The organism is Achromobacter veterisilvae (assembly GCF_900496975.1).
Classification (GTDB): domain Bacteria; phylum Pseudomonadota; class Gammaproteobacteria; order Burkholderiales; family Burkholderiaceae_B; genus Achromobacter; species Achromobacter veterisilvae.
Genome location: NZ_UFQC01000008.1, coordinates 69,426 through 84,262, shown reverse-complemented (window position 1 = coordinate 84,262; position 14,837 = coordinate 69,426). Strand labels below are relative to the sequence as shown.

Here is a 14,837-nt window from a genome sequence, read left to right as displayed (position 1 = left end):
GCCATGCTCGACATAGAAATGACGTACGAGGACGCGGCGGTGCGCAGGATGACGGCCGCGGCGCCGCTGCTGGTCGGCAGGGGCGCGCATTGCGGCCTGCGCATCGTGAACTGGCGGGTGGGGCGGCAGCATGCGCGCCTGCTCCGCGAAGACGCGGGCATCGTTCTGGAAGACCTGGGCACGCTGGCCGGCACCCTGGTCAACGGCGCCAGGGTGGTGCGCCATGCGCCCGTGCTGCCCGGCGACGAGATCCTGATCGGCCCCTGCCGGTTGCGCGTGTCGCTGTCGCCGGCGGGCCCGGCCGCTTCGCACGAGGCGCGGGCGGTTCCGAGTCCCGCGGCCATCGGGCGCGCGCCGGCCGAAGTCCTCCCGGATCCTTCGCCCGCGCCGGCGCAGCCCCGGCCGCCGCAGCACCGGCTGCAAGAACGCCGCCGTCTTCATGCCGCCCTGCTGGATGCGCTGGACCTGCGCCGGCGCGACGTGGCGGGCATGAGCGACGGCATGCTGCGGGCCGAGGCCGAGCGGCTGCTGACGCATATCGTCGCGACGGACGCGGACCTTCCTCCGGGCGCGGACCGCGCGGCGCTGTGCCGCGAGGTGCTGGATGAAGCGGTCGGCCTGGGGCCGCTGGAACCCTTGCTGGCCGCAAGCGACATCACCGAGATCATGGTCAACCGCTATGACGAGATCTACGTAGAGCGCGGCGGCCGGCTGTCGCGCCACCAGGCGGCATTCACCAGCGAGCAATCGGTGCGCTGGGCCATCGAGCGCATCGTCACGCCCTTGGGCCGGCGCATCGACGAGAGCTCCCCCATGGTCGATGCCCGCCTTTCCGATGGTTCCCGCGTCCACGCCATCATTCCGCCCGTCGCGATGAAGGGGGCCAGCCTGACCATACGCAAGTTCCCGCGGCAGCGTCCGCGGATGCCCGACCTGATCGCGGCGGGTTCCTTGAGCGGCGCCATGGCGCAATTCCTGGCGCTCTGCGTGCGCACGCGCAAGAACCTGGTGGTCTCCGGCGGGACGGGCTCCGGCAAGACGACGCTGCTGAACATCCTGTCCAACGAGATCCCGGACGGCGAACGCATCGTCACCATCGAAGACGCGGCGGAACTGTGCCTGAACCACGATCACCTGGTCGCGCTGGAAGCGCGGCCCGCCAACCAGGAAGGCCGCGGACGCATCGACATCCGTGAACTCGTGCGCAACGCGCTGCGCATGCGGCCCGACCGGATCGTCGTCGGCGAGTGCCGCGGCCCGGAGGCGTTCGACATGCTGACCGCCATGAACACCGGCCACGAAGGGTCGTTGACGACCCTTCATGCCAACTCCCCGCGCGACGCCCTGGGACGGCTGGAATCGATGATCCTGATGGCCGGCCTGGACTTGCCGCTGCCAGCCGTGCGCGAACACATCGCCGCCAGCGTGGACATCGTCGTGCAGCAGGCGAGGCTGGCGGACGGGCAGCGCATCGTGACGTCTATCGCCGAAGTCGCCGGCATGGAAAGCGGGCGCATACAGCTACAGGACCTGTTCCGCCACGACCGCCGCCATGGTTTCGCGGGGTGCGGCGCCTTGCCCGGCTTTGCGCGGGAATGGACGGAAAGCGGGGCGGCCTTCGACGCGGCCTGGTTCTCCGACGCCGCCGGCCGGGAAGCCGGCGCATCGGCTTTTGCGCAGGGGCTGCCGTGATCTGGCTGGCGGCGGGGGGCGCGATGGTCTGCGCGGTCGTGCTGGCGTGGCGGGCGCAGGGCTGGTTCGCGCCCGCGCTGCGGCGCTACCGGGAGGTCTACACGCAGGAAGCGGGGCTTCGGCTGAGCGAAGTCTTCCTGTTCATCGATCCTGCCCAGCTCTGGGCGGGCGCCGTGGCGTGCGCGGCCCTGGCCGCCGCATTGGCCTTTTCCCTCACGGGCAGCGGCGTCGCGGCCGCCCTGGGCGCGGTGCTGGCCTCGCGCGTGCCGCGCGGGCTCGTCGATGCGCTGCGGCGCCGGCGCGCGCGCCGTTTCGAACAGCAGTTGCCGATGGCCTTGCTGATGCTGGCGTCGGCCCTGCGTGCCGGCGTGGCGCTGGCGACGGGCCTGCGCCACGTCGTCGAACAGAGCGGCGCACCGCTGGCCCAGGAGTTCGGGCTAATGCTGCGCGAACAGCGCATGGGCGTGCCCTGGGATACCGCGCTGGGAAACCTGCACGGCCGCATGCCCGCCGATTCCACTTCGCTCGTGGTGGCGGCGATGCGCATCGCCGCGCAGACGGGCGGGAACCTCGCCGAGGCGCTCGAGAGCATCGCCCATACCCTGCGCGCCAGGCTGCAATTGCAGGCGAAGCTGCTGGCGCTGACGTCGCAGGGCCGCTTGCAGGCCTGGGTCGTGGGCGCGCTGCCCGTGGCGCTGCTTGCCGTGCTGGACCGCCTGGAGCCCGAGATCATGGGCTTGCTGTGGCGCACGCCCATGGGATGGTCGGTGCTGGCCGTCGTGGCAGTGCTGGAGATTGCCGGCGTGCTGCTGATCCGGCGCATCATCCGGATCGATATCTGACGGGAGACCGCCGTGTGGCTATATCTGGGACTGTTGACGGCCGGGTTCGGCGCGGGATGGCTGGCGTGGGTGATCCTGCAGCCGCTGCTGCTGGAAAACCAGGGCGCTTCCGCTACGCTGCCCTGGTGGTGGCGGGCGGCATGGCCGTGGGTATCAGCCATGGCGCCGCTGGCGGGCCCGTTGTGCACGTGGCGCTGGCGCTTGCGCCTGACGCGCGCCATCGAGCAGGCGTCGCTGCCGGCCGGGATCGGCTACGCGCATCTGGCGGCGCTGTGCTGGAGCGCGGCCGTGGCCGCGGGCGGGGTGGCCGCCGCCGGCGCCATCGCCATGACGCAGGCGCGGCCCTGGGAGTGGGGGCCGTGGGCGGCGTTGGCCGCGCTGGCGGCCGGCGCCGCGCCCGGGCTCTGGCTGCGGGATCTCGGCCGCAAGCGGCGCCGCAGTATCGAACGCGATCTGCCTTTCGTGTTCGACATGATGACGCTGTGCGTGGAGGCGGGGCTGAGCGTCCAGGGGGCCTTGCAACTGGCGGCGCGGAGCGGGCCGCCGGGCGCCTTGCGCGATGCGCTGGCGGACGCCTTGGCGGAAATGCGGGCGGGGGTCTCCAGGACCGCGGCGATCAAGGCCCTGGCCGAACGCAGCAACAGTCCGCTTGCGCGCAATTGGGCCGCCGCCGTGGCGCAGGCCGAGGCCCTGGGGATCAGCCTGGGGCCGGTGCTGCGGGCGCAGGCGGCGCAGTGCCGCGGCGACCGTCACGCGCGCGCGGAACAACTGGCGATGCAGGCGCCGGTGAAAATGCTCCTGCCCCTGATCGGCTGCATTTTCCCGTGCACGTTCATCGTGCTGGCGTTTCCGATCGCGGTCCAGTTGCTGCAAAGCGTGCAATGAACGGCCGGGCGCCCTTGCCGCGCGGCCGTCTCAGGCTGCTGAAGGTCACGCGGTGGCGCGGCCGGATGCGGGGCCTGCTGGGCAGGCCGCCGCCGGGGCCGCGCTCAGGCATTTTGTTGACGCCCTGCGCGGGCGTGCACACCTTCGGCATGCGCTATGCCATCGACGTGGCGTTCGTGTCGGCGGCCGGAAGGGTGGTGGGGGTGCGCAGGGCGCTGGCGCCCTGCCGCGCGGCCTTATGCCTGGGCGCTGTTGCCGTCGTCGAGATGCGCGCCGGTGTTCTCGATGCCGAATACGGAGGTGTAGGCGGGATAGAAGCTGCAATACAGTACGCCGCCCGCCGCGATATTGAACGGGATCTGCAGCGTGCCCGCGAACTGGGGCGACAGGCCGATGGCCACCAGCAGGCCGGCGCAGAGGTCGATGAACAGGAACACCAGGACCCAGGTGGCGCCGTAGACCAGGAACGGCAGCTTGTTGCGCCAGCAGGCGATGCCGGAGAAGAACAGCGCCTGCACCAGCCGCAGCCCGTGCCAGGCGACCAGGACCGGCGCATGCCAGAAGAGGGCCGCGATCACGACGTAGACGATGGCGAAGAGCGTCAGGGGAACGGCCATCGCCGACAGGATGGGCTCCATGCTTTTTTCGACGGACGCGATGCGCATTCCCTCGACCATCGCATCGGTGAAGGGCAGGAAGATGACGAGGCCGGCCACCATGCACAGCGCGGCATACAGCAGCCCCATCAGGAACAGCTTCCTGAAGACGCCGGGTTGCTTGAGCGGCTTGGCCCACATCGAGGGCAGCATGATGCGGTCTGCCTCGACGTGCTTGCACGCCGACAAGGTCATCAGGGTAATGATGGGCATCAGCGCCACGACCAGGATGGGCCCGACGGGCGGCGTCGCGGTGGCGAAGATGACCAGGAGGCTGATGGCCATGGCCCAGGTGAACATGGCCAGGGGTTGCTTGCGGAACAGACGGAAACCGTCTCGAACCCATTGCCAGCCGGATGCCGCGGGTAGGAATGCTGCTTGCATGGCTCTCTAGAAGGGGAATCTCTCAAAAGGGGACGCGATATGCCATTATGGGGGGCAGGACGGTTACGGCAATATGGGCAGTCCCGGGCGGTGGCGCGCCTGCAACACTCTTTCGAAGTGTCGGGGATCGTGCGGCTTGAGGGTTTGCGCCGGCCGGGGCAGGAAAAAGTCGTACAGGCGCGAGATCCAGAAGCGCAGCGCGGCCGCGCGCAGCATCAGGGGCCAGGCCTCGCGTTCGGCATCGGTGAAGGGCCGCTCGGCGGCGTAGGCGCGCAGCCAGGCCTCCACCAATTCGGGGACGAACTCGCCCGTGTCCCGCTCGATGCACCAGTCGTTGATGCTGACCGCCACGTCGAACAGCCAGGTGTCGCAGCCCGCGAAGTAAAAGTCGATGATGCCGCCCATGAGCGGATCCTCGAACGTGCCGGCGAACAGCACATTGTCGCGGAAGAGGTCGCAGTGGGCCGGGCCGGTCGGCAGCGCCTGCCAGGCCGGGGTGGCCGCGGCGGCCTCCTGGGCGGCCAGTTCCGAGCTCAGCAGCCCGGCCTGGGCCGGTTCCAGGAAGGGCATGACCTTGGGCGCGGTTTCCAGCCACCACGACAGCCCGCGCAGGTTGGGCTGGCGCAGGGGGAAGTCCCGGGCGCCCAGGTGGGCGCGGGCCAGGGTGGCGCCGGCCAGGGCGCAATGCGCCGCGCCGGGGGCGGGCTCGTAGCCGCCGGGCAGCCGCGAAACGATGGCGCAGGGCTTCCCGTGCAGGGTCGTCAGGCGGGTGCCGTCCCGCAGGGTCTGGGGACGGGGCACCGGAATGCCGCGTTCGGCCAGGTGGTACATCAGTTCTATATAGAACGGCAACTGCGCGTGGGTCAGGACCTCGAACAGCGTCAGCACGTACTCGCCGCGGGTCGTGTGCAGGAAATAATTGGTGTTTTCGATACCCGCCGTAATCCCCCGCAGCGAAACGAACTCGCCCAGGTCGAAATGCGCCAGGAGGGCGCGCGCGTCGTCGTCGGATACGGGAGTGAATACGGCCATTGATATGCGGGAGTTAGGGGTTAACGGACGCTCGGACATAGCCTGTGCGGCGGCGCAATTTTAGACCACATGGCGGGCGGGGCTTTCCGCCGGCCGGAAGGCGCGCGGAACCGGCTGCCGGACATAATCCCGCCAAGCACCGTAAAATACCGCATCCCCTTGTTTTGTAGAGCGATTCTTGGACTCCCCCGACTGGCGGCTGTGCGTCGCCCCCATGATTGATGTGACCGACCGCCACTGCCGCTATTTCCATCGGCTGCTGGCGCCGCGCGCGCGCCTGTACACGGAAATGATCACGACCGGCGCGCTGTTGTACGGCAATGTCGAGCGTCACCTGGATTTCGACGAGGCCGAGCATCCCGTGGCGCTGCAGTTGGGCGGCAGCGAGCCGGATGCCCTGGCCCAGTCGGCCCGGCTGGGCCGGCAATGGGGCTATGACGAGATCAACCTGAATTGCGGATGCCCCTCGGAACGGGTGCAGAAGGGCGCGTTCGGCGCCTGCCTGATGGCCGAACCCGCGCTGGTGGCGGATTGCATGAAAGCCATGCAGGACGCCGTGGACATCCCCGTGACCGTCAAGCACAGACTGGGGCTGGATTACGACGAATCCTATGATTTCGTCCGCGATTTCGTCGGCAAGATCTACGACACGGGATGCCGGGTGTTCATCGCCCATGCCCGCAATGCGGTGCTTAAGGGCCTGTCGCCCAAGGACAACCGCGAGATCCCGCCCCTGCGCTACGACGTGGTCAAACAGCTCAAGCGCGATTTTCCGGATTGCACCTTCGTGCTCAACGGCGGCCTGGCCGATGCCGCGCAGTCCGTGCGCGCCGCGGACGATTTCGATGGCGTCATGCTGGGCCGCGCCGCCTGGCACACGCCGCGCGTGCTGTCCGAGGTTTCCTTGCAGTTGTGGCCGTCGTTGCGGTTGCCGAGCGACGCGCAAGTCGTGGACGCCATGACCGCATATGCCGAGCGCCAGGTCGCGCGCGGCGTGCCCCTGCGCGTGATGACGCGGCCCATGCTGGGGCTGGTGAACGGGCAGACGGGGGCGCGACGCTGGCGCCGCATGCTGTCGGATCCGGCCCTGCTGGCGGCGAACAGGCCGGAACTGATCTACGACGCGTGGCGCAGCCAGCGGCATGCGCCCGATGTGCGCGGCGCCGCATGCGAGGCGGCGCCGGCAGGAGCGTGACCGGCGGCGCGGGCCGCCAGCGCGCCCGTCAGGACTTGGCCGGTTCGGCGCTTTCGGTCGGCCAGTCGCGGATGTAGGCCTTCAGCATATTGTTTTCGAACTGCTGCGCCGCCACGATGGCCTGGGCCATGTCGTAGAACGAAATCACGCCCATCAGGGTGGGGCCGTCCATGACCGGGATGTAGCGCGCGTGCTTTTCGAGCATCAGGCGCTGCACTTCCTCGGCGCTGGTATTGGGCGACACACTGACCGGCGCGTCGTCCATGATGGAGCGGATGGTGGTTTCGCCGGCGCCGCCATGCGCATGCATGTGGCGGATGATCTCGCGGAACGTGAGCATGCCGGTCAGCGTGCCGAATTCCATGATCACGAGCGAGCCGATATCCTGCTCGCTCATTGTCTGCACGGCCTGGGACACAGGCATGTCGGGCGACGCCGTATAGAGCGTATCGCCCTTGACGCGCAAAATTTCGCTGACCTTCAACATCGGTTCCTCCTGGGCGGACTGCGCCCGAATGCTATTTGCTATTTCTTGTTCGCTTCCAATTGCAATATCGGAGCGATTCCATTTTCAGTATTCTGCGCTTCTCCGCAGACTTCTTCCAGCGTGGGCGTATTTTGCTGGGAAATCACGGCGGACGCGACCCGCAGTATTTCCGGATCGTTGCGGACCCGGGGCTGCGCGCGGTCCAGCAGAAAATGGTCCACCACGGGCGCCATCGAGGTTTTCTGAGCGTCGCAGGTCAGCACCCAGTTGTCTTCGGGCGTGCGCGTCGCCAGTCCCATGCCGCTGAGCGTTTCCAGTACCTCGTTCAATTCGTCCTGGTGCAGGCGCAGTTGCGAAGCCAGCACGTTGGCGGGCAGTCCGGGCGGATTGGCGGCCTGCGCCTTGCGCAAGGCGCGCAGGGCATCCAGGGCGTCGACGAAAGGCGCGCCGGGATAACGGTTGATTTCCCAGCGGCCCAGGCGGATCAGCGGCGCGCTGGACGCCAGCGTGGCGCCCAGCAGCACGGCCAGCCACGACAGGTAGATCCAGAGCAGGAAGATCGGCAGGGTGGCGAAGGCGCCGTAAATGACGGTATAGGTGGGAAAGCGCGTCAGGTAGTAGGCGAAGGCCGACTTCATGATTTCCAGGGCGATCGCGGTCACGCAGCCCCCGACCAGCGCGTCGCGCCACAGGACTTCGCGGTTCGGCACCACCACGAACAGCGCGGCGAAACCCAGCGCGGTCAGGATCAGCGGGATGGCGGACACGGCGACGCTGACGACTTCCGGCACGTCCCGCACCAGCCCCAGCGACTCGCGCGCCACGAACGACGTCGCCCACAGGCTGGCGCCGGCCACGACCGGCCCCAGCGTGATGAGCGCCCAGTACACCAGCGCGCGCTGCCGCAGCGGCCGCTGGCGCGACACGTGCCAGATGTCGTTGAAGGCCTTGTCGATCGTCATGATCAGCAGCAGCGAGGTGATCAGCAGGAACGCGCCGCCGATGGCGGTCAGGCGCGAGGCCTGGCGCGCGAACTGGTTCAGGTAGTCCATGATGTTGTCCGAAACGGACGGGGGCATCAGGCTGTTGGTGAGGAAATCCTCGAGCGCGACGCGGAATTCCTGGAACACCGGAAAAGCGGTGAACAGCGACAGCACCACGGCCAGCATGGGCACGATGGCCAGCACGGTCGTGAAGGTCAGGCTGGAGGCGACCTGGAGCAGTTTTTCTTCGCCGGCGCGTTCGGCGGTGAAGCGGACGACGCGTCCGGCCCTCGCGCCCCATGAAGAGCGCGATGTCGAGGGCTCGGTGGCCGCCGGCGCGGCGGCGGGCTCGGCGGGGCGATTCATCAGGCGATAATAGCAGCATGAACCCTGAACTCAACCCCCGTTTGCGCCTGCTGGCCTCGGTTTCGCTGTTTGCGCTGATCGTACTGTGCGTTACCTGGGAGACCGTGGTGGCGCCGGTGCGGCCCGGCGGTTCCTGGATGTTGCTGAAGGCCTTGCCGCTGGCGTTCCCGCTGCGCGGCATCCTGCGCGGCAATCTCTATACCTATCAATGGGCGTCCATGCTGTCGCTGCTCTACCTGATGGAAGGGGCGGTGCGCGCCATGTCCGACCCGGCCCCGCTGTCCGTCGGGATGGCATGGGGAGAGATCCTGCTGTCCTCGGTCTTCTTCCTGAGCGCCATTTTCTATGTGCGGCCCGCCAAGCGGGCCGCCAGGAGGCAACGCGCATGAGCGCCCATTCGCTGTCCGAGCTTCGCGCGGTCAACTCGTTCGCCGCCTTGCCCGCGGTTTTTCATACCCGTCTCGCGCCCCAGGCCCTGAACAATCCGCGCCTGCTGCATGCCAATGCCGATGCCGCGCGCCTGATCGGCCTGGATCCTTCCGTCCTGTCCACCCCCGAATTCCTGGGCGTGTTCTCCGGCGCGCAGCCGCTGCCCGGCGGCGACACCCTGGCGGCGGTCTACAGCGGCCACCAGTTCGGCGTCTGGGCCGGCCAGTTGGGCGACGGGCGCGCCCACCTGCTGGGCGAGGTCGAAGGGCCGGAGGGCGCCTGGGAACTGCAACTGAAGGGGTCCGGCATGACGCCGTATTCGCGCATGGGCGACGGCCGCGCGGTATTGCGGTCGTCCGTGCGCGAATACCTGGCCAGCGAAGCCATGCACGGACTGGGCGTGCCCACGACGCGCGCGCTGGCGCTGGTGGTTTCCGATGATCCGGTCATGCGCGAAACGGTCGAGACGGCCGCCATCGTGACGCGAATGTCGCCCAGTTTCGTGCGTTTCGGCTCGTTCGAGCACTGGTCGTCGCGCCGCCAGCCCGATCAGCTCAGGATCTTGACGGACTACGTCATCGACCGCTACTACCCGGAATGCCGCGAGGCGGGGAACGGCGAGCCCGCAGACGCCGACGTCCTGAACCTGCTGCGCGCGGTCACGCGGCGCACGGCCCGCCTGATGGCGGACTGGCAGGCGGTCGGGTTCTGCCACGGGGTGATGAACACGGACAATATGTCCATCCTGGGGCTGACGCTGGACTACGGCCCTTACGGTTTCATGGACGGCTTCCGCCTGGGGCACGTCTGCAACCATTCCGATACGGAAGGGCGGTATTCGTGGAACCGCCAGCCCTCCGTGGCCTTGTGGAACCTGTATCGCCTGGGCGGCAGCCTGCATGCGTTAGTGCCGGACGTCGAGGGCCTGCGGGCCGTGCTGGACGAGTTCGAGCCGGCGTTCACGAGCGCCTTCCACTCCCGGATGGCCGCCAAGTTGGGCCTGGCCGCGTGGCGGCCCGACGACGAGCCGCTGCTGGACGACCTGCTCAAGCTGATGGACGCCAACCAGGCCGATTTCACCCTGAGCTGGAGGCGCCTGGCCGATGCGGTCTCGGGGCAGCGCAGCCCGTTCGAGGACCTGTTCATCGACCGCCCGGCCGCGTCGGCCTGGCTGGACCGGCTGCTGGCTCGCCATGCGCAGGACGGGCGGCCCGCCGCCGAGGTGGCCGCGGGCATGAATGGCGTCAATCCGCTCTATGTGCTGCGCAATCATCTGGCGGAGGAGGCGATCCGAGCGGCGAAATCGGGCGACGCCGGTGAAATCGATACCTTGCTGAAGCTGTTGCGCAATCCCTATGTAGAGCAGCCGGGCCATGAAAAATATGCCGGATTGCCGCCGGATTGGGCGGGCGGCATCGAAGTCAGTTGCTCGTCCTGAATATTGCGTGTCGGCCGGAAAGCAGATTTTCCCGAGAGTTACGCGAAAATAACCATTTAGAAAAGGAATATCGCAGTTTTTTTCACTGCAATCATTCGTTTCCATTGTAAAAGTCGTAAGATTGTCGCCAACGGGACACCCGGGGACAAAGCGTCCACGGGGCATTTGTCGATACTCTTCAATATAAAGCACTCTAAATATGGCTGGCGCAGATGGTTTGCTGTGTATCGGTCTGCTTGAGGATGACGCCGATTTCCGGGAGGAATTGGCGTTAGGCTTGGGTGGCTATGGTTTCCGGGTGGCGTTTGCCTGTGATAATGCGGCGGCGTTTTATCGGCGGTTGCAGGAGCAGCCATGCGATATCGTCATTCTTGACGCCCATCTTCCCGGAGAAGACGGTTTTTCGGTTGCAACCCGCCTGCGCGCCCTGAGCCCGGTGGGCATCGTCATGCTGACCGGCCGCAGCGCGCTGGAAGACCGGGTGCGCGGCCTGGAAGGCGGCGCCGACGTCTATATGACCAAGCCCGTGGACCTGCTGGAGCTCAGTTCGGTCATCCGCAGCCTGGCCCGGCGGATGCGCCTGGCCAAGGCGCCTCGGCCGGCGGACGGGGAAACGCGCGCCTCGGCGGACAGTTCGTGGTCCTTGCAGGACGGCGGCTGGATCCTGGTGGCGCCGGATGGGGCGTCGTTGCATCTCAGCGCCCAGGAACGGACTTTCCTGATCGCGCTGATGGACGCTGCCGGAAGCGCGGTCAGCCGCCAGGTCCTGGCGGAATTGTTCCTGCCCGACAGCCCGGGCGGCTTTGAATTGCGCCGCATCGACGTGCTGGTCAGCCGCCTTCGCGCCAAGGCGCAAAGCGCGGGCCTCAAGTTGCCGGTGTTGTCGGTGCGCGGCCAGGGTTACGTTTTTGCCGCTTGAACCGGCAGCCGGCGTCAGGCCGCCGGCGCGCCGGCCGGCAAGGTGACGACGAAGCGCGTGCCCACGCCGACCTTGCTCTGCATGGTCAGTGAACCTCCCTGGTTCTGGCAGATGCGCCGGGCCAGATAGAGGCCTATCCCCATGCCCTGCGTTTCCCGGTGCGCGGCGCGCCGGAAATGCGGCTCGAAGATCCGCGTCTGCTCTTCTTCCCCGATGCCCGGACCGCGGTCGGTGACGGCGACCCAGGCCATCGCGACGCCGCCCGCGCGGGTTTGCCCGGTTTCGATGCGGACCGGCTCATTTGCCGGCGAATATTTGATGGCGTTGTGGATCAGGTTGCGCACCACCACGCTGGTCAGCGGGCGGTCGCAGTAGACGGGCAGCGGCGTTTCGGCCTGCAGCACCAGCGCGTGGGCGGTGTCCGGCCGCATCGCGGCCACGACGTCGCGCGCGAGTTCGGCCATGTCCGTCTGCTCGCCGCGGGGCGTCCAGGCCTGTTCGCCCAGCCTGTCCTGATTCAGAAGCTGGTCCATCAGTTCGGTCATCCGGCCGACCGAGCGGTGGATGCGCGCCAGGCGGCCGCCCACCGTGTCGCCGCCGTCGGCGAGAATCATGTCCAGCGACTGGGCCGCCGCGCTGATGGTGGCGAGCGGCGCGCGCAGTTCGTGCGAGATCAGCGCGTTCATCTGGCGCTGCGTATCGAGCGCGCCGGCCAGTTCGGCCAGCCTGAGTTCGCCTTGGGCGAGATGCGCCGCGTCGGCGGGGGCGGGGCCGCCGCGGCCCGCAAGGGGCTGGGGGCCAGCCTGCCTGCCGATGGCCAGAAGCAGCAGGGCGCCCGACACCAGCAGCAGCCGCGCGAGTTCGAACGCCGCGCCCGCGCCATCGGCGCCTTCTTGCCTCAAGGCGTCGTGGCCGAGTATCCACGCCGACACCCCGTACGCAACAGCCAGGGCCAGCGCCGCCGCGCTTCCGGGGCCCCTGCGCGCGGCGCGCGACAGGAACCAGCCGGCCAGCGGGAGGCTGGCGATGGCGCAGGCGCCCGCGATCGCGGCGGAGAGAGTGCCGTTGCCGGGCCCGTAGGTGAAGATCAGCGCCAATGCGGCGGCGACCGCCAGCACGATGCCGGCCCAGCGGCAGGCCACGGCCAGCCGCTGGGCGGTGGGCGACCCCGACAGGAACGGGACGGTCAGCGCAAGCAAGGCGGCATAGGAGCCGGCCTGCAGCGCGCCGGGCGGCAGCAGGGAGGGCGTGGCGCGGAACAGGCCTTCGACCAGCATGAACGCCAGGCCGGCGCCATGCGCCGCGTTGCGGGTGGCCGCCCAGGCGAGGGCGCAGGCCAGGCCGCAGGCCATCGCCACGCCCGCCGTCAGGCCCAGGTGGATGTCTTCATAGGGATTGCCTGGCGCGTAGGCCAGGGCGGCGGCGGGAAAGAGCAGCGCGTACAGCAGTATTCCCAGCCGCGGCGGGAGGGCTTGCCGTCCGGCGCTTGCGCGGCGGGCGCGGCAGCGGCGAAAAAGCCGGCGGATGCGAAGAGGAGATCCTTCCGTCAACTAGAAACCCATGGATGTTCGGATGCGAGGTCGTGAGCCTGCGCGAAGTTTACGACAGCGCCGCGTATCGCGTGGACGCCAAGGCCTTCCAGGATGTTCTGCGTCGCGATGTCGGGCACGTCTTCCGCGTAGACCTCCATGCGCAGCGTCGTGGCCGTCGCGACCACGGTCGCGGCCAAGTGCCTGCTGCCCGGGCTGTGCAGCAGGCCGGTAATGAAGCCGCCGCTCAGTTTCAGGTAGGCCAGGGGAAACTCGTGCAGGCGTTCCATGGCGCCGAACTGCTGCGACAGGCGCGCCACGCCGACCCGGCCGCCGGCGGCCGCGGCGATGCCGCAGAGCTGGCGCAGTTCCACTTCGTGTTCCACGAGCGCCGCCGCGTCGACCTCGATGATGAGGCGGGGCGTCAATGCTGGACGGTCGGCCAGCATGCGTTCCAGCCGGGACAGGAACGAGGGCTGCGCGAGCGACGCCAGCGTTATGGGCACCGCCAGCGCGCCCGCGCGGGCATACAGCCAGTCCAGTCCCAGCCGCAGGGCCTGCACGTCGCATTCCGCCGACAGCCCGAGCCGGACCGCGGGCGGCATGAAGATCGACGCGGGCACCGGATCGGCATCGGCGGTGTCGTGCAGGGTCAGGCTGGCTTCCTGGTGCAGCAGGGCGCCGGACATATCGTGCAAAGGCTGCACGGACAGCGAGAACCGATGCTGCTCCAGCGCCGTGACCAGGGCGTCGTGCCAGCTATATTCGCCGATGTGGGTGCTGTCGGGGGCGCGATTGGCCGGCGTGATCTGGTCGTCGTCGGCGCTTTCGGCGCACATCAGCGCGTGATCCAGGCGGGCGAGGATTTCGCTCATGTTGTCCCCGGGCGCATACGCGGCCATCGCCAGCGCCCAGCGGCACCACCCGTGCTTGTCCATCGGCACGCGCAGCGAGCGCAATTCGCGCCGCACGCGCTCGGCCAGCAGGCCGGCTTGCGGCGCCGAGGCGCGGGGCAGCAGCAGCGCGAAATCGGATCCGCTCAGGCGGGCAAGGAATGCGTCCTGGCTGCCGAACTCGGCCACCAGCTTGTGCAGCCGGTCGGACGACGAGCGCAGCCACTGGTCGGTGAACGCGCGGGAAAGATGCCGGTTGATCTGCGCCAGGTCGCGCTGGCGGAACATCAGCAGGTGGCCGCCCGTCTCGGATTCCTTGTCCGTCAGCGCCAGCCTGAACTGTTCGATGAAGTACCGGCGGTTGCGCAGGCGGGTGACGGGGTCGCGGTAGACCTCGCTTTGCAGCGATTCGATCCGGGCGTTCTGTTCCTGCACCGTGGCGGCGACCATGCGCTGCGCATCGACCAGCGCCTGGTCCGCGCTGGCCGGCGCGCCGTTGCCGTCCAAGCTCGCATCGTTGCCCGGCGCCAGCGCGCGCACGCGTTCGCGGACGTCCCGCGAGGCTTGCGCCTCCGTCCGCCGGGCCAGGTTCAGGGCGAACAAGGTCCAGAGGGCGCCCGCGGCCAGCACCAGCCCGAGCACCCGCACGCCGCCTCGCCACAGCGTGTCGCGCGCCTGCCGCGAATCCGCCTGGACGGTGACGATGCCCTGCGCGCCGCCGCCGGCGGCCGTGAAGGGGCGCGACACGGCGGGCGCCTCCATGTCCAGCCAGGCGTTTCGCCAATCGTGTTCCCGGCCCGGCGCGTCTTCCGGCCCGGCCTGCCGTTCCAGGATGGGGCCGCCCTGTCGGTCCGCGATGCGCACCAGCGCGTACTGGCCCCGCCCGAACATCTCGTCCGCCAGCGCGGCCCGCTCTTCGGCGCTTCCGCCGGAACGCGACAAGGCCCAGGCGAGCAGGCTGGCGCCTTCTTCGCTGCGCTGCGCCAATTGCGTTTGCAGGTATCGGTGCGCAGCCATCATCCCCAGCGCCTGGGCGCCGAGCAGGACGAGGCCGATCAGGACGGCGGTGAAAAAAAGAGGCCGGCGGAAAGTGGACATGTATTTGAA

13 protein-coding genes and 1 pseudogene are annotated in these 14,837 nt (G+C 68.6%); 8 read left to right on the top strand and 6 right to left on the bottom strand.

Features of this window, described 5'->3' with window-relative positions:
* Nucleotides 1–3: 3 nt before the first annotated feature.
* From AVE30378_RS09105 to AVE30378_RS33095, 4 genes and pseudogenes are all read left to right on the top strand, one after another.
* Nucleotides 4–1,692, top strand: coding sequence for a TadA family conjugal transfer-associated ATPase (locus tag AVE30378_RS09105; RefSeq protein ID WP_129240530.1), 1,689 nt, complete (start codon nucleotides 4–6; stop codon nucleotides 1,690–1,692).
* Nucleotides 1,689–2,534, top strand: a complete 846-nt coding sequence (locus tag AVE30378_RS09100; RefSeq protein WP_129240529.1) for a type II secretion system F family protein — start codon at nucleotides 1,689–1,691, stop codon at nucleotides 2,532–2,534. The genes AVE30378_RS09105 and AVE30378_RS09100 overlap by 4 nt, the downstream gene beginning before the upstream one ends.
* A 12-nt stretch (nucleotides 2,535–2,546) precedes the next feature.
* Complete coding sequence (locus tag AVE30378_RS09095; RefSeq protein ID WP_129240528.1) at nucleotides 2,547–3,419, top strand: type II secretion system F family protein; 873 nt, start codon at nucleotides 2,547–2,549, stop codon at nucleotides 3,417–3,419.
* A pseudogene (locus AVE30378_RS33095) lies at nucleotides 3,416–3,646 on the top strand (DUF192 domain-containing protein); the annotation flags it as partial. The gene AVE30378_RS09095 and the pseudogene AVE30378_RS33095, both read left to right, overlap by 4 nt.
* Before the next feature lie 9 nt (nucleotides 3,647–3,655).
* Here the strand turns inward: AVE30378_RS33095 and AVE30378_RS32810 are convergent.
* Both AVE30378_RS32810 and AVE30378_RS09085 read right to left on the bottom strand, forming a co-directional pair.
* Nucleotides 3,656–4,459 (bottom strand): BPSS1780 family membrane protein, encoded by an 804-nt coding sequence (locus AVE30378_RS32810; protein ID WP_244234998.1) that lies wholly within the window; start codon nucleotides 4,457–4,459, stop codon nucleotides 3,656–3,658.
* 63 nt (nucleotides 4,460–4,522) lie between these two features.
* Nucleotides 4,523–5,491, bottom strand: a complete 969-nt coding sequence (locus AVE30378_RS09085; RefSeq protein WP_129240527.1) for a homoserine kinase — start codon at nucleotides 5,489–5,491, stop codon at nucleotides 4,523–4,525.
* A gap of 214 nt (nucleotides 5,492–5,705) precedes the next feature.
* Between AVE30378_RS09085 and dusA the strand changes: the two genes are divergently transcribed.
* Nucleotides 5,706–6,686, top strand: a complete 981-nt coding sequence (dusA, locus tag AVE30378_RS09080; protein WP_244235006.1) for a tRNA dihydrouridine(20/20a) synthase DusA — start codon at nucleotides 5,706–5,708, stop codon at nucleotides 6,684–6,686.
* Nucleotides 6,687–6,714: 28 nt separating this feature from the next.
* On the opposite strand, the gene AVE30378_RS09075 is transcribed toward dusA, so the two are convergent.
* Complete coding sequence (locus tag AVE30378_RS09075) at nucleotides 6,715–7,173, bottom strand: CBS domain-containing protein (protein WP_129240525.1); 459 nt, start codon at nucleotides 7,171–7,173, stop codon at nucleotides 6,715–6,717.
* Between the two features lie 38 nt (nucleotides 7,174–7,211).
* Nucleotides 7,212–8,522 carry a YihY family inner membrane protein gene (locus AVE30378_RS09070; RefSeq protein WP_129240524.1) on the bottom strand — a complete coding sequence of 437 codons (1,311 nt, stop codon included), beginning with the start codon at nucleotides 8,520–8,522 and terminating at the stop codon, nucleotides 7,212–7,214.
* Between the two features lie 17 nt (nucleotides 8,523–8,539).
* Here AVE30378_RS09070 and AVE30378_RS09065 point away from each other — a divergent pair, with 17 nt between their 5' ends.
* The 3 genes from AVE30378_RS09065 to AVE30378_RS09055 all read left to right on the top strand — a co-directional run bounded on the left by AVE30378_RS09065 (nucleotide 8,540) and on the right by AVE30378_RS09055 (nucleotide 11,308).
* A complete protein-coding gene (locus tag AVE30378_RS09065) occupies nucleotides 8,540–8,911 on the top strand; it encodes a DUF2069 domain-containing protein (RefSeq protein ID WP_129240523.1) in 372 nt (123 codons plus the stop codon).
* Complete coding sequence (locus AVE30378_RS09060) at nucleotides 8,908–10,389, top strand: protein adenylyltransferase SelO (protein ID WP_129240522.1); 1,482 nt, start codon at nucleotides 8,908–8,910, stop codon at nucleotides 10,387–10,389. Before AVE30378_RS09065 ends, AVE30378_RS09060 begins: the two co-directional genes overlap by 4 nt.
* 199 nt (nucleotides 10,390–10,588) lie before the next feature.
* Nucleotides 10,589–11,308, top strand: a complete 720-nt coding sequence (locus tag AVE30378_RS09055; protein ID WP_129240521.1) for a response regulator transcription factor — start codon at nucleotides 10,589–10,591, stop codon at nucleotides 11,306–11,308.
* A gap of 14 nt (nucleotides 11,309–11,322) precedes the next feature.
* Here the strand turns inward: AVE30378_RS09055 and AVE30378_RS09050 are convergent, their stop codons facing one another.
* On the bottom strand, nucleotides 11,323–12,858 hold the full coding sequence (locus AVE30378_RS09050) for a sensor histidine kinase (protein ID WP_244234997.1): 1,536 nt from the start codon (nucleotides 12,856–12,858) through the stop codon (nucleotides 11,323–11,325).
* Nucleotides 12,855–14,828, bottom strand: a complete 1,974-nt coding sequence (locus tag AVE30378_RS09045) for a bifunctional diguanylate cyclase/phosphodiesterase (RefSeq protein WP_129240520.1) — start codon at nucleotides 14,826–14,828, stop codon at nucleotides 12,855–12,857. Before AVE30378_RS09045 ends, AVE30378_RS09050 begins: the two co-directional genes overlap by 4 nt.
* Between the last annotated feature and the right edge of the window lie 9 nt (nucleotides 14,829–14,837).

Bases quoted from the DNA above. Each gene is read 5' to 3' on its own strand.
- AVE30378_RS09085 (WP_129240527.1), bottom strand. From the start codon at position 5,491: ATGGCCGTATTCACTCCCGTATCCGACGACGACGCGCGCGCCCTCCTG.
- AVE30378_RS09105 (WP_129240530.1), top strand. From the start codon at position 4: ATGCTCGACATAGAAATGACGTACGAGGACGCGGCGGTGCGCAGGATG.
- AVE30378_RS09070 (WP_129240524.1), bottom strand. From the start codon at position 8,522: ATGAATCGCCCCGCCGAGCCCGCCGCCGCGCCGGCGGCCACCGAGCCC.
- dusA (WP_244235006.1), top strand. From the start codon at position 5,706: ATGATTGATGTGACCGACCGCCACTGCCGCTATTTCCATCGGCTGCTG.
- AVE30378_RS09055 (WP_129240521.1), top strand. From the start codon at position 10,589: ATGGCTGGCGCAGATGGTTTGCTGTGTATCGGTCTGCTTGAGGATGAC.
- AVE30378_RS09045 (WP_129240520.1), bottom strand. From the start codon at position 14,828: ATGTCCACTTTCCGCCGGCCTCTTTTTTTCACCGCCGTCCTGATCGGC.
- AVE30378_RS09075 (WP_129240525.1), bottom strand. From the start codon at position 7,173: ATGTTGAAGGTCAGCGAAATTTTGCGCGTCAAGGGCGATACGCTCTAT.
- AVE30378_RS32810 (WP_244234998.1), bottom strand. From the start codon at position 4,459: ATGCAAGCAGCATTCCTACCCGCGGCATCCGGCTGGCAATGGGTTCGA.
- AVE30378_RS09060 (WP_129240522.1), top strand. From the start codon at position 8,908: ATGAGCGCCCATTCGCTGTCCGAGCTTCGCGCGGTCAACTCGTTCGCC.
- AVE30378_RS09065 (WP_129240523.1), top strand. From the start codon at position 8,540: ATGAACCCTGAACTCAACCCCCGTTTGCGCCTGCTGGCCTCGGTTTCG.